Annotated in this window: 15 protein-coding genes; 13 read left to right on the forward strand and 2 right to left on the reverse strand. The window is 67.2% G+C overall.

The window, feature by feature from the left end; translation table 11 throughout:
- Nucleotides 1–11: 11 nt before the first annotated feature.
- Both purN and LF63_RS11565 read left to right on the forward strand, forming a co-directional pair.
- Nucleotides 12–680, forward strand: coding sequence for a phosphoribosylglycinamide formyltransferase (gene purN / locus LF63_RS11560; protein ID WP_043101972.1), 669 nt, complete (start codon nt 12–14; stop codon nt 678–680).
- Between the two features lie 35 nt (nt 681–715).
- Nucleotides 716–1,423: a DUF3108 domain-containing protein gene (locus tag LF63_RS11565; RefSeq protein ID WP_043101974.1), complete on the forward strand. Its 708-nt coding sequence runs from the start codon at nt 716–718 to the stop codon at nt 1,421–1,423.
- Nucleotides 1,424–1,748: 325 nt separating this feature from the next.
- Here the strand turns inward: LF63_RS11565 and murA are convergent, their stop codons facing one another.
- Both murA and LF63_RS11575 read right to left on the reverse strand, forming a co-directional pair.
- The gene (murA, locus tag LF63_RS11570; RefSeq protein ID WP_043101975.1) at nt 1,749–3,008 is read right to left on the reverse strand and encodes a UDP-N-acetylglucosamine 1-carboxyvinyltransferase; all 1,260 of its coding nucleotides are present in this window, start codon (nt 3,006–3,008) and stop codon (nt 1,749–1,751) included.
- An 81-nt stretch (nt 3,009–3,089) separates the two neighbouring features.
- A complete protein-coding gene (locus LF63_RS11575) occupies nt 3,090–3,350 on the reverse strand; it encodes a BolA family protein (RefSeq protein WP_043101978.1) in 261 nt (86 codons plus the stop codon).
- A 212-nt stretch (nt 3,351–3,562) separates the two neighbouring features.
- On the opposite strand from LF63_RS11575, the gene LF63_RS11580 reads away from it, so the two are divergent.
- The 11 genes from LF63_RS11580 to LF63_RS11630 all read left to right on the forward strand — a co-directional run bounded on the left by LF63_RS11580 (nt 3,563) and on the right by LF63_RS11630 (nt 12,057).
- Entirely contained in the window at nt 3,563–4,567 is a 1,005-nt protein-coding gene (locus tag LF63_RS11580; RefSeq protein WP_425477064.1) for a KpsF/GutQ family sugar-phosphate isomerase, read from the forward strand.
- Between the two features lie 296 nt (nt 4,568–4,863).
- Nucleotides 4,864–5,412, forward strand: a complete 549-nt coding sequence (locus LF63_RS11585) for a KdsC family phosphatase (protein WP_043101982.1) — start codon at nt 4,864–4,866, stop codon at nt 5,410–5,412.
- Nucleotides 5,409–5,999 (forward strand): LPS export ABC transporter periplasmic protein LptC, encoded by a 591-nt coding sequence (lptC, locus tag LF63_RS11590; RefSeq protein WP_235205315.1) that lies wholly within the window; start codon nt 5,409–5,411, stop codon nt 5,997–5,999. Before LF63_RS11585 ends, lptC begins: the two co-directional genes overlap by 4 nt.
- Nucleotides 5,962–6,618 (forward strand): lipopolysaccharide transport periplasmic protein LptA, encoded by a 657-nt coding sequence (gene lptA, locus LF63_RS11595; RefSeq protein WP_052395002.1) that lies wholly within the window; start codon nt 5,962–5,964, stop codon nt 6,616–6,618. The genes lptC and lptA overlap by 38 nt, the downstream gene beginning before the upstream one ends.
- A 7-nt stretch (nt 6,619–6,625) precedes the next feature.
- Nucleotides 6,626–7,345: an LPS export ABC transporter ATP-binding protein gene (lptB, locus tag LF63_RS11600; RefSeq protein ID WP_043101985.1), complete on the forward strand. Its 720-nt coding sequence runs from the start codon at nt 6,626–6,628 to the stop codon at nt 7,343–7,345.
- Between the two features lie 103 nt (nt 7,346–7,448).
- Complete coding sequence (locus LF63_RS11605) at nt 7,449–8,900, forward strand: RNA polymerase factor sigma-54 (protein WP_043101987.1); 1,452 nt, start codon at nt 7,449–7,451, stop codon at nt 8,898–8,900.
- A 221-nt stretch (nt 8,901–9,121) separates the two neighbouring features.
- Nucleotides 9,122–9,442 (forward strand): ribosome hibernation-promoting factor, HPF/YfiA family, encoded by a 321-nt coding sequence (gene hpf / locus LF63_RS11610; RefSeq protein WP_043101989.1) that lies wholly within the window; start codon nt 9,122–9,124, stop codon nt 9,440–9,442.
- Nucleotides 9,443–9,559: 117 nt separating this feature from the next.
- Nucleotides 9,560–10,510, forward strand: coding sequence for an HPr(Ser) kinase/phosphatase (gene hprK / locus LF63_RS11615; RefSeq protein WP_043103784.1), 951 nt, complete (start codon nt 9,560–9,562; stop codon nt 10,508–10,510).
- Between the two features lie 9 nt (nt 10,511–10,519).
- Nucleotides 10,520–11,398 (forward strand): RNase adapter RapZ, encoded by an 879-nt coding sequence (gene rapZ, locus LF63_RS11620; protein ID WP_043101993.1) that lies wholly within the window; start codon nt 10,520–10,522, stop codon nt 11,396–11,398.
- Nucleotides 11,399–11,402: 4 nt separating this feature from the next.
- On the forward strand, nt 11,403–11,795 hold the full coding sequence (locus tag LF63_RS11625; protein WP_043101995.1) for a PTS sugar transporter subunit IIA: 393 nt from the start codon (nt 11,403–11,405) through the stop codon (nt 11,793–11,795).
- Nucleotides 11,788–12,057 (forward strand): HPr family phosphocarrier protein, encoded by a 270-nt coding sequence (locus LF63_RS11630; protein WP_043101998.1) that lies wholly within the window; start codon nt 11,788–11,790, stop codon nt 12,055–12,057. Before LF63_RS11625 ends, LF63_RS11630 begins: the two co-directional genes overlap by 8 nt.
- The last annotated feature ends 21 nt before the right edge of the window (nt 12,058–12,078 follow it).

The following is a 12,078-nucleotide window of genomic DNA, read 5'->3' on the forward strand; positions in this document are numbered from 1 at the left end:
CGGCCTTCGACATGAACACTCGCGCCCTCCTGCCCGTCGCCGTGCTGGCGTCCGGCCGCGGCAGCAACCTGCAGGCGCTGATCCGCGCCCGTGACGCCGGCCTGCCGATCGACCTTCGCCTGGTCGCCAGCGACCGTACCGAAGCGCCGGCCCTGCGCCACGCCGAGGCGGCCGGCATCGCCACCCTGGCGCTCGACCCGGCCGGCTACGCCACGCGCCGCGACTACGATCTCGACCTGTTCCGTCGCGTCGCCGAAAGCGGTGCGCAGCTGCTGGTGCTGGCCGGCTTCATGCGCATTCTCGACGCCGATGCGGTGAACCCGTGGCGCGGACGCATGGTCAACGTGCATCCCTCGCTGCTGCCGAAATACCGAGGCCTGCACACGCATCGGCGCGCGCTGGAAGCCGGCGACACCGAACACGGCGCCAGCGTTCACTTCGTCAGTCCGGAACTCGACGGCGGACCGGTGATCGCCCAGGCCCGCATCGACGTACGACCGGGCGACACCGAGGCCGATCTCGCCGAGCGCCTGCTGCCCTTCGAGCACCGCCTGCTGCCGGCGGCCGTGGCGCTGATCGCGGACGGCCGTCTGAAACTGACCGCGCAAGGCATCGCCTTCGACGGCACGCCGCTGCGCCAGCCGCTGCAGCTGGACGGCGAAACGCTGCGCATCGCGTGAACTGCGATTCAGCTTGGCGCCCTCACACTGGCGCCATGCATATCTCCAAGCTTTTCCGCTGCATCGCCCTGACGGCCCTGGTGCTGACCGCCGGCGCCGCGTCCGCGGCCAGCACACCCAAGCCGTTCACCGCCACCTACCAGGTGCTGCGCAACGGTTCGCCCATCGGCGAGAGCACGCTGCAACTGCGCAGCGACGGCGCCAACTGGGTCTACACCTCGCGCATGCGCGGCACGTCCGGGCTGGCCAGCCTGCTCGGCGCCAGCGTCGACGAAACCTCGCACTTCCGCTGGCACGACGGTCACCCGGAGGCGCTGAGCTACGACTACCGCATGCAGGCGGCCATCAAGAGTCGCCAGCGCGAGGTGCATGTGGATTGGTCGCACGACACGGTGCGCGTCGTCGACGACGGCAAGACCTTCGATTACGCCGCCAAGCCCGGCCTGGTCGAACGCCACAGCATGCCGCTGGCCCTCGGCTACGCGCTGGAAAGCGGCGCGAACAAGGTCGCGCTGCCCGTGGCGGTGAAGGACCGCGTCGAGATGCAACGCTACGCGGTCACCGGCAAGAGTGCCGTGCAGGTGCCGGCCGGTCGTTTCGACGCCGTGCGCGTGGACCGCACCGACGACAGCAAGGACTTCTCGGCCTGGTACGTGCCCAGCCGCTATCCGGTGCCGGTGAAACTGGCGCAGCGCGCCGGCGGCCACCTGACGATGCTGCTGAAGAGTTTCCGGCGCGAGTAAAGGGGAGTCGGGACTCGAAGTCCTACAAGGTCGTCATCCCGGCGAAAGCCGGGATGACGCTCCTTTGGAATTTTGAGTCGAATTGGAATGCCTTGCTTGCCAGGAAAACGCTGCAACAGCTTGCGGTTGCGGTCCCCGAAATATTCCGGACAGCAGCGTACCTACGCAGGAATGACGTCCGTGGGAAGTGCTGCGGGAACGGCAGGCTTTGCGTAGGGCGTACATCACGCCGCGGCCCACCCATGGCAGACCGCGTCCGCAGCAAATCTCTTCGGATCGACCGATCCGCAAGGCGCACCCTGCCCCACTTTTCCGCTCCCCGCCCTCAGTTGGGCAGGCGGCGAATCTTCGCGCCCAGCGTGCCCAGCTTTTCCTCGATGTTCTCGTAGCCGCGATCGATGTGATACACGCGGTCGACCGTGGTGTCGCCGCCGGCCACCAGACCGGCCAGTACCAGGCAGGCCGAGGCGCGCAGGTCGGTCGCCATGATCGGCGCACCGCTCATGTGGGTGACGCCCTTGATGATCGCGGTATTGCCTTCCAGGCGAATGTCCGCGCCCAGGCGCTGCAATTCGTGCACGTGCATGAAGCGGTTCTCGAACACCGTCTCCGTGATCACGCCCACGCCCTCCGCCACGCAGTTGAGCGCGGTGAACTGCGCCTGCATGTCGGTCGGAAACGCGGGATACGGCGCGGTACTGATGTTGACGGCGCGCGGTCGCTTGCCGCGCATGTCCAGTTCGATCCAGTCCTCGCCGACGTCCAGATGCGCGCCGGTCTCCTCCAGCTTGGCCAGCACCGAATCCAGCGTCGAAGGGCGCGCGTTGCGCGTGCGCACCTTGCCGCCGGTGATGGCGGCGGCGATCAGGAAGGTGCCGGTCTCGATGCGGTCCGGCAGCACGTCGTAATGGCAGCCGTGCAGACGCTCGACGCCATGGATGACCAGATTGGCGCTGCCCGCGCCTTCGATCTGCGCGCCCATCGCATTGAGGCAGTTGGCCAGATCGACCACCTCCGGCTCCTGCGCGGCATTCTCGATGACGGTGGTGCCCTCGGCCAGGGTCGCCGCCATCATGATGTTCTCGGTGCCGGTGACGGTCACCATGTCCATGACGATGCGCGCGCCCTTCAGGCGCTTGGCGCGGGCCTTGATGTAGCCGTTCTCGACCACGACGTCGGCGCCCAGCGCCTGCAAGCCGCGGATATGCTGGTCGACGGGTCGCGAACCGATCTGGCAGCCGCCCGGCAACGACACCTCGGCCTGGCCGTAGCGCGCCACCAGCGGTCCCAGCACCAGGATCGACGCGCGCATGGTCTTGACCAGATCGTACGGCGCGAAGAAACGGTCGATCGTGGTCGGATCGACCTCGATGGTCATGCGGTCGTCCAGCACCAGCGAGACGCCCATGCGACCGAGCAGTTCCATCGTCGTGGTGACGTCGTGCAGATGCGGCACGTTGCCGATGGTGACCGGCTCGTCGGCCAGCAGGCACGACGCGAGAATGGGCAGCACGGCGTTCTTGGCGCCGGAGATCTGGATTTCGCCGGAGAGCGGGTCGCCGCCGGAAATGACGATTTTGGCCATGTCTTTATGTGTTCCTCGTGGGGCGGCGGTCGCGCCGACAAGCGCGGTCCCGCCGGAACGGTGCGGAGCGCGTCCGTACCGTCATGAATCGCCGGCGCCACCGAGACCGCGCGTCTGCGCTTCCTCGGGCGTCCAGGTCTTCAGGCTCAATGCGTGGATCTCGCCGCCCATGCGCTCGCCGAGCGTCGCATAGACCATGCGATGCCGCGCCAGCGGCAACTTGCCGGCGAAGGCGGCGCATACGACCTCGGCCTCGAAATGCACGCCGTCGTCGCCGCGCACGTCGGCGCGGGCGCCGTCGAGACCGTTCTCGATCAGGTTCTTGATGCTGGCTGGATCCATGGAAAGCGTTCTGATGCGGTGGTTTGCGGACCGGGCGACCGAACGCTGGCTGAATGCGCAGCGCCGCACACGTCCGTCAATAAAAGGTAAAATGCAATCATGGCATGGTAATGGAAAACCTGCGGCACAGGAACGACAGAAGCCACGCCCGTCGGCCCCGATTCAGGGCCATCCGAGAGCGCCGCCCGTCCGGAGAGAGCATGAGCACCGAAATCGCCCCGGCCACGCTGCCCGCGGGTCCTGCCACGGCTGACAGCCTGGCGCGCAGCGCCCGCACCGTGATCGCGACCGAAGCCGCCGCGATCCGCTCGCTGGAACCGCGCATCGACGGCGATTTCAGCGCCGCCTGCCGTACCATCCTGGCCTGCGAGGGCCGCGTGGTGGTCACCGGCATGGGCAAATCCGGCCACATCGGCCGCAAGATCGCGGCCACCCTGGCCTCGACCGGCACGCCGGCCTTCTTCGTGCATCCGGGCGAAGCCAGCCACGGCGACCTGGGCATGATCATGCCGCAGGACGTGGTGCTGGCCCTGTCCAACTCCGGCGAAACCGATGAAGTGCTGTTCATTCTTCCGGTCATCAAGCGCCAGGGCATCCCGCTGATCGCCATGACCGGCAACCCGCGATCGTCGCTGGCGCAGCAGGCCGATGCCCATCTGGACGTCAGCGTGCCGGCCGAGGCCTGCCCGCTGGGTCTGGCGCCGACCGCCAGCACCACCGCCGCGCTGGTGATGGGCGACGCGCTGTCGATCGCGCTGCTGGAAGCGCGCGGATTCACCGCCGACGACTTCGCCCGCTCGCACCCCGCCGGCAGTCTAGGACGCCGCCTGCTGCTGCACATCGCCGACATCATGCACCGCGACGACGGCATTCCGCGCGTACCGCCGCAGGCCAGCCTGACCGAGGCGCTGATGGAAATGACTCGCAAGCGCCTCGGCATGACCGCCGTGGTCGACGCCGAACAGCGCCTGCTGGGCGTGTTCACCGACGGCGACCTGCGCCGCGCGCTGGACGACCGCAACGTCGATCTGCGCCAGGCCAGCGTCGAGAGCCTGATGACCCGCGGCCCGAAGACGGTGACGCCGGACAAGCTGGCCGTCGAAGCCGCGCAGCTGATGGAGAAGCATCAGATCCACGCGCTGCTGGTGGTGGATGCGGACAATATCGTCGTCGGCGCCCTGAACATCCACGATCTGCTGCGCGCCCGCGTGGTCTGATCTTTTTTAGGGTTCAACCGTTTGCGTCGCAGCGAGCAAAAACCCGTTGCCGGGGACTCAAAACGCTGGACGCAAAACCCGGAACCCGGAACTCGAAAAGCCCCCACAACCGTCATCCCGGCGAAAGCCGGGACCCAGCGCCTCTACTGCCGAAACAAATCATCCACCCGACTTTCGCCGACATGACCACTCCAAGCCTGGCCTGCGAACGCCACTCAAGGGAGCCCGACGGCCATCGCCCGCCACCGCCGCTCTGGTAGCATGCCGCCTGTCGTTTTCACTGCCGATCCGATCCGATGCCCTTCGACTTCCTGACCGATATTCCCGACATGGTGCGCGAGCGCGCGGCACGTGTCCGATTGGTCGCCTTCGATGTCGACGGCACGCTGACCGACGGTCGCCTGTGGTACGGCGCGGACGGACGCGAGACCAAGCTGTTCCACGCCCACGACGGTCTCGGCATCAAGCGCCTGCACGCCCACGGCATCGAAGTCGCCTTCATTACCGCCCGCATCAGCCATGCGCTGGCCGAGCGCGCCAACGACCTCGGCATCGCCCATCTCTACCAGGGCCAGGGCAACAAGCGCGAAACCCTCGCGGAGCTGCTGGACGCGCTGTCGCTGCAGCCCGATCAGGCCGCCTTCGTCGGCGACGACCTGCCCGACCTGGCGCCGATGCGCGTAGTCGGCCTGGCCGTGGCCGTGGCCAACGCGCATCCGTGGGTGGCCGAACAGGCGCACTGGCAGACCCGCCTGCGCGGCGGCGAAGGCGCGGCGCGCGAAGTTTGCGACATGATTTTGGCCGCGCAGGGCAAGTCCGCCGCCGAATACGAGCGCTGGTCGTGACCACGCGTCGCCTGATCGCGAGCATGATCGCGCTGGCCCTGGCGATCGGCATCGTGCAGATCCTGGTCTGGTGGCTGCAGCCCAAGCGCGACAACCGCATGGACGCCGGCCCGCCGCGTTCGGGCTACACGCTGCACGACTTCACCCTCTACGGCTACGGCGACAACGGCAAGTTGAGCTACCGCCTGCAGGCGCCGCGCCTGGAGCGCCGCGAAGGCGACGACTCGCTGTACCTGAACCAGCCGACCTTCCTGCTGCCGCCGAAGAACGGCCAGCCGGGCGAGCCGTGGACCGGCAATTCCGACTACGGCTGGGTCAGCGCCAAGGGCGACGAACTGAAACTGCAGGGCAAGGTCAACATGCACCGCAAGGCGTACGCGGGCGCTGCCGCCGCCAGCATCGACACCAGCGACGTCACCGCCTGGCCCAAGCAGAACAAGGTGCAGACCGACGCGCATGTGGCGATGCGCCAGGGAACCGCTACGATGACGGGGGTCGGCATGCGCGCCGATCTCGATACCAAGCATATGGAGCTTCTGAATGACTTCCATGGCACCTTCAAGCCCAGCGCCCAAAAGCGCCGCTGATCCGCGCCGCGTCCTGCGCCTGGCCGCCTTCGGGCTGCTGGGCCTGCTGCTGTGCGGTGCCGCCACGGCCAAGCAGAGCGACCGCTCGCCGCCGGTGAACGTCGATGCCCGTTCGGCCGACGCCAGCGCGCAACCCAACGGCATCAGCCACATCAAGGGCAACGTGGTCATCACCCAGGGCACGCTGAAGGCGACCAGCGATCTGGCCACCATCTATTTCGACGCGCAGTCGCAGGTCAAGCGCGTGGTGCTGACCGGTCATGCGCACATCCAGCAGCTGGACGACAACGGCAATCTGATGACCGGCAACGCCGACAGCATCGACTACGACGTGCCCGAAGGCGTCGCCATCCTCACCGGCAACGCCCACGTCAAGCAGGTCAACCGCGGCAGCGCCAGCGGCGACCGCCTGGTGTACGACACCAAGAGCAGCACCATGACCGCGCAGAGCACGAGCGACGAAGGCCGCGTGCACCTGGTATTCAAGGCCAAGCAGCAGCCGGCCAAGAGCGCGCCTGCGTCCAACGCGTCCGCACCGGCCGCGACCACGACCGCACCGTCCCCGGCTGCATCCACCCCCGCGCCGGCGCCCGCCGCCAGCGCCGCGACCGGGAACTGATCGCCGCATGCTTACCGCGCAAGGCCTGCAGAAGCGGTTCCGCCAGCGTCAGGTGGTCCGTGATTTCGGCTTCTCCATCCGCGAAGGCGAAGTGGTCGGCCTGCTCGGCCCCAACGGCGCCGGCAAGACCACCTGCTTCTACATGGTGGTCGGGCTGATTCCGGCGGACGGCGGCACCATTCGCCTGGACAAGACCGACATCACCGGCCAACCGATGCACGAGCGCGCGCGCCTGGGCATCGGCTACCTGCCGCAGGAGCCGTCAGTGTTCCGTCGACTCAGCGTGTCCGACAACATTCTCGCCGTGCTGGAACTGCGCGACGACCTGGATGCCCGCCAGCGCGGCAAGGAACTGGACTCGCTGCTGGACGAACTGAAGATCGGCCACATCGCCACGCAGAAGGGCATCAGCCTGTCCGGCGGCGAGCGCCGCCGCGTGGAGATCGCCCGCGCCCTCGCCGGACGGCCGCGTTTCATGCTGCTGGACGAACCCTTCGCCGGCGTCGACCCAATCTCGGTGGGCGAAATCCAGCGCATCGTGCGGCACCTCAAGGACCGCGGCATCGGCGTGCTCATCACCGATCACAACGTGCGCGAGACGCTGGGCATCTGCGACCGCGCCTACATCCTCAACGACGGTGAAGTGCTGGCGCGCGGCAATCCCGCCCACATCCTGGCCGATCCCAAGGTGCGCGAGGTGTACCTTGGCCATGAATTCAAACTCTGAGGCCGCGACGCGACCGCGATCACCAAATGCGCCTTTCGGACGCTGGTCCGAGCCGTCGCATGGGGTTAGGATGAACCTGACACCCCAGTACTTGCGCTAACGGATGAAACCCGGGCTTCAGCTTCGTCTCAACCAACAGCTCGCGCTCACGCCCCAGCTGCAGCAGGCCATTCGGCTGCTTCAGTTGTCGCAGCTCGAACTCGAGACCGAACTGCGCCAGATCACCGAAACGAATCCGCTGCTGGAATTTGCCGACGAGAGCGACGAGCCCACGCTCGACGCCGACGGCAACCTCTCCGAGCCGGCCGCCGACGCCGAGCTGCCGGCCGAAACCGCCGCCGAGACCAAGACCGAGGACTGGGAGAACGATCCTTCCCGCGAAGCCGAGTCCTATGGTTCCAGCGGCGGCTCGGTCAACGGCAGCGGCAGCGGTGGCGACGAGGACGACTTCGAGCCGCAGAACGCCGCGCCCGAGGGCCTGCGCGAACATCTGGTGTGGCAGCTCAACCTGGAGTCGCTGTCACCGCGCGAGGAAGCCATCGCCCTGGCCATCATCGACGGGCTCGACGACGACGGCTACCTGCACGACGGTCTGGCGCCGGTGCTCGCCGCGCTGCCGTCGCAGTACGGCGTGGACGAGGCGGAAATCGACGCAGTGCGTCGTCGACTGCAGTTGCTGGACCCGGCCGGCGTGGCCAGCCTCGACCTGCGCGACTGCCTGCTGGCCCAATTGCAGCAGTTGGAGACCGACACTCCGCATCTCGCCCTGGCCTGCGGCATCGTCGAGATCGGATTGGACCTGCTGGCCAAGAATGACCTGCCGCGCCTGGCCGGCAAACTGAAGGCGCAGATCGAGGACGTCGCCGACGCCAGCGCGCTGATCCGCAGCCTGGACCCGCGCCCGGGCGCGCGCCTGGACCCCACGCCGGTCGAATACGTCACCCCCGACGCCTACGTCTGGCGCGACGGCACGCGCTGGCGCGTCAGCCTCAGCCCCGATTCGCAGCCACGGCTCGGTCTCAACCAGCATTACTGCAGCCTCATCAAACAAGCCACCCGCGAGGACGCCGCCTACCTGCGCGGACGCATGCAGGAAGCCCGCTGGCTGCTGAAGAGCCTGCAGTCGCGTGCCGATACCATCCTCAAGGTCGCCGAGGCCATCGTGCGCCGACAGAGCGCGTTTCTCGACTACGGTCCGGAAGCGATGCGACCGCTGGTGCTGCGCGAAGTCGCCGAACAGGTCGGCATGCACGAATCGACCATCTCACGCGTGACCACGCGCAAATACCTGCACACGCCGCGCGGCACCTTTGAATTCAAGTACTTCTTCTCGTCCGGCGTTTCCACCGACACCGGCGGCAGCGCGTCGGCCACGGCGATCCAGGCCATGTTGCGCAAGCTGGTCGACGAAGAGGACACCAGCCGGCCGCTGTCGGACAAGGCGCTGGCCGAGCAGCTCAACGAGCGCGGCATCCAGGTGGCGCGCCGCACCGTCGCCAAGTACCGCGAGCAGCTGCGCATCCCCAGTTCGAATGAACGCCAGCGTATCAATTGAGGCGCCATCGGGAACCCTTGCTGCATCGAACCGTCTTAACCCAGGAGGCACGAAAAACGAAGTAACGCTTTTCCAGGCAACCCGCTCGCATCGACGTCCCGACCACGGACCGCGCGAACGGCATGAAGCCCCGGGTTGCCCGACGCAAGGGACTGCCCGACGCCGCACGAGCGGCGTCACGCGCCTTGCGGCGCATCACACATCCCTATCAGGAGGCGACCATGCACGTTCAACTCAGCGGCCACCAGATCGACGTCACCCCGGCATTGCGCGATCACCTGCAATCCAAGCTGGACCGCCTCACGCGACACTTCGACAACATCACCTCGCTCAACGTGGTCCTGAGCGTGGAAAAGCTGGAACAACGCGCCGAGGGCACGGTCAACGCCGCCGGCGCCACCGTGCATGCCCAGGCCTGCGACAGCGACATGTACGCCTCCATCGACGTGCTGATCGACAAACTGGTCGCCCAGTTGCGCAAGCACAAGGAAAAGCTCACCGACCACCACCGCGCCGAAGTGCGCGAGATGCGCGCCGGCTGATTCATCGCCGCACGTCCCGGGCCGGCCCATCGCGGCCGACCCGGCATGCATCCCGACGGCGACGCCAATCCCGCAAGCTGGCACAATGCCCACCATGCCCCGCATGAGTGGCCATCCTTGGAACAGCTGACCGCCCGACAACTTTTCGATGACGTGGAAGAGCGCATGGCGCTGCGCTGGGTCGCCGGTCTGCGCGGCGAGTCGCGCGCGATCGACGTCAGCCGTTCGCAGTCGCGGCGTCCGTCGCTGGTCGGCTACCTCAACATCATCTATCCCAACAAGGTGCAGATCATCGGCACCGAAGAGTTGCGCTACCTCGACGGTCTCGACTCGCGCCAGCGCTGGGAAACCATCCAGAAGATCATCGCCAACGCGCCCATCGCGCTGATCATCAGCAAGGAACAGAGCGTGCCCTCGGACCTGCGCGAAGCAGCCGAGGAATCGGACACGCCGCTGTGGCTGAGCAGCAAGCGCGGGCATGAACTGCTGACCTGGCTGCAGTATTACCTGGCGCGCAGCCTGGCGCGCTCGATGACCCTGCACGGCGTGTTCATGGAGGTCTACTCCATTGGCGTGCTGATCACCGGCGAACCCGGTTCGGGCAAGAGCGAGCTGGCCCTGGAGCTGGTCACGCGCGGCCACCGCCTGGTCGCCGATGACGCCACCGAATTCACCCTGATCGCGCCCGACGTGATCGACGGCACCTGCCCGTCGCTAATCCGCGACCTGCTGGAAGTGCGCGGACTGGGCGTGCTCAACGTGCGCGAAATGTTCGGCCACACCGCGGTGAAGATGTCCAAGTATCTGCGCCTCATCATCCATCTGAAACCGCTGCGCGAAGGCGAGGAAGCCGACGCGATGACGCGCATCACCGGCGACGTCAGCCATCAGGACGTGATGGACGTGAAGGTGCCCAAGCTCACTATTCCCGTCGCGCCCGGCCGCAACCTCTCGGTGCTGGTCGAGGCCGCCGTGCGCAGCCACATGCTGAAGAGCCAGGGCATCGACCCGGCGCAGACCTTCATAGACCGTCAGGCCCACCAGCTCCGCCACATGCCGCCCTGGTAACACCCAAACATGAACGCACCCGGCCCCCATCAGGAAGACGTCCACCTCGTCGTGCTCACCGGCATGTCCGGCGGCGGCAAGACCATCGCCCTGCGCGCGATGGAAGACCTGAACTTCTATTGCGTCGACAACCTGCCCGCACCGCTGTTGCCCGAGCTGGTGAAGGCGGTCGACGGCAACGCGCGCGATGCCAACGCCCGCATCGCCGTCGGCATCGACGTGCGCAGCGAGGACCTCGACAGCATGCCGGGCATGCTGTCGGCGTTGGCCGCCGAAGGCGTCATCGTGCATCTGGTGTTCGTCGACAGCCGCGACGAAGTGCTGCTGAAGCGCTACTCGGAAACCCGGCGCCGCCATCCGCTCTCGGCCAGCGGCATGTCGCTGGCCGACGCCATCGCCTACGAGCGCAAGCTGCTGCGTCCGCTGATGTCGATCGCCGAACACGTCATCGACACCAGCGAACTCAACGTGCACCAGCTGCGCCGCATGATCGCGACCGAATTCGCCGCCGCCACCGAAGGCATGACGCTGCTGTTCGAGTCGTTCGCGTTCAAGCACGGCCTGCCGCTGGATGCCGATTTCGTGTTCGACGCGCGCTGCCTGCCCAACCCGCACTGGGACCGCACGTTGCGCCCGCTGTCGGGCAAGGACGCGCCGGTGCGCGAGTTCCTGGAATCGCAGCCGATGGTCGGCGAGTACTTCGACGACATCCAGCGCTTCCTCGACACCTGGCTGCCGCGCTTCCAGCACGCCGACCGCAGCTACGTCACCGTATCCATCGGCTGCACCGGCGGCCGCCACCGCTCGGTCTATCTGGCCGAGCGTCTCAGCGAGCACTTCCGCGCCGAAAGCGACGACGTGCTCACCTTTCACCGCGAACTGGACTGAAGTCATGAGCGTCGGAATCCTGCTGATGACGCACGAAGCCGTGGGCGCGGCGCTGATCACCGCCGCCCGTCACGTCATGCCGCAACTGCCGCTGCGCGTCGCCGCGATGGAAGTGCCGGCCGACGCCGACGTGTCGGACACGCGCGAAGACACCACCCGCTACCTGCGCGATCTCGACGACGGCGACGGCGTGCTGGTGCTTTCCGACCTGTACGGCGCCACGCCGTGCAACATCGGCCTGTCCATGAGCAACCTCGGCGCGCACGTGCGCTGCGTGTCCGGACTGAACCTGCCGATGCTGCTGCGCGTCATGAACTACGCTGACCAACCCCTGCCCGAACTGGCCGAGATCGCCGCCAGCGGCGGCCGCCGAGGAATCTTCATCGACCATGCTTGAGAAGGACATCGTCATCTCCAACCGCCTGGGCCTGCACGCCCGCGCCTCGGCCAAGCTGGTGCAGCTGGTCAACGGTTTCAAATCCACGGTGATGCTGGTCGGCCAGGGGCGCGAGGTCAACGCCAAGTCGATCATGGGCGTGATGATGCTGGCGGCCGGCCTCGGCAGCACCCTGACCGTCCGCGCCGACGGTCCGGACGAGGACGCCGCCATGAACGCCGTCGTCGAGCTGTTCGACCGCAAGTTCGACGAGGGCGGCTGAGCATGCGCGCGCGCAACCTGC

It is taken from the genome of Oleiagrimonas soli (assembly GCF_000761445.1).
In the GTDB taxonomy this organism is placed as follows: domain Bacteria; phylum Pseudomonadota; class Gammaproteobacteria; order Xanthomonadales; family Rhodanobacteraceae; genus Oleiagrimonas; species Oleiagrimonas soli.

Coding starts and splice junctions, on each gene's coding strand:
- LF63_RS11605 (WP_043101987.1), top strand. CDS start 7,449: ATGAAACCCGGGCTTCAGCTTCGTCTCAACCAACAGCTCGCGCTCACG.
- LF63_RS11565 (WP_043101974.1), top strand. CDS start 716: ATGCATATCTCCAAGCTTTTCCGCTGCATCGCCCTGACGGCCCTGGTG.
- hpf (WP_043101989.1), top strand. CDS start 9,122: ATGCACGTTCAACTCAGCGGCCACCAGATCGACGTCACCCCGGCATTG.
- murA (WP_043101975.1), bottom strand. CDS start 3,008: ATGGCCAAAATCGTCATTTCCGGCGGCGACCCGCTCTCCGGCGAAATC.
- LF63_RS11630 (WP_043101998.1), top strand. CDS start 11,788: ATGCTTGAGAAGGACATCGTCATCTCCAACCGCCTGGGCCTGCACGCC.
- lptA (WP_052395002.1), top strand. CDS start 5,962: ATGGCACCTTCAAGCCCAGCGCCCAAAAGCGCCGCTGATCCGCGCCGC.
- rapZ (WP_043101993.1), top strand. CDS start 10,520: ATGAACGCACCCGGCCCCCATCAGGAAGACGTCCACCTCGTCGTGCTC.
- LF63_RS11575 (WP_043101978.1), bottom strand. CDS start 3,350: ATGGATCCAGCCAGCATCAAGAACCTGATCGAGAACGGTCTCGACGGC.
- LF63_RS11625 (WP_043101995.1), top strand. CDS start 11,403: ATGAGCGTCGGAATCCTGCTGATGACGCACGAAGCCGTGGGCGCGGCG.
- lptB (WP_043101985.1), top strand. CDS start 6,626: ATGCTTACCGCGCAAGGCCTGCAGAAGCGGTTCCGCCAGCGTCAGGTG.
- LF63_RS11585 (WP_043101982.1), top strand. CDS start 4,864: ATGCCCTTCGACTTCCTGACCGATATTCCCGACATGGTGCGCGAGCGC.
- purN (WP_043101972.1), top strand. CDS start 12: ATGAACACTCGCGCCCTCCTGCCCGTCGCCGTGCTGGCGTCCGGCCGC.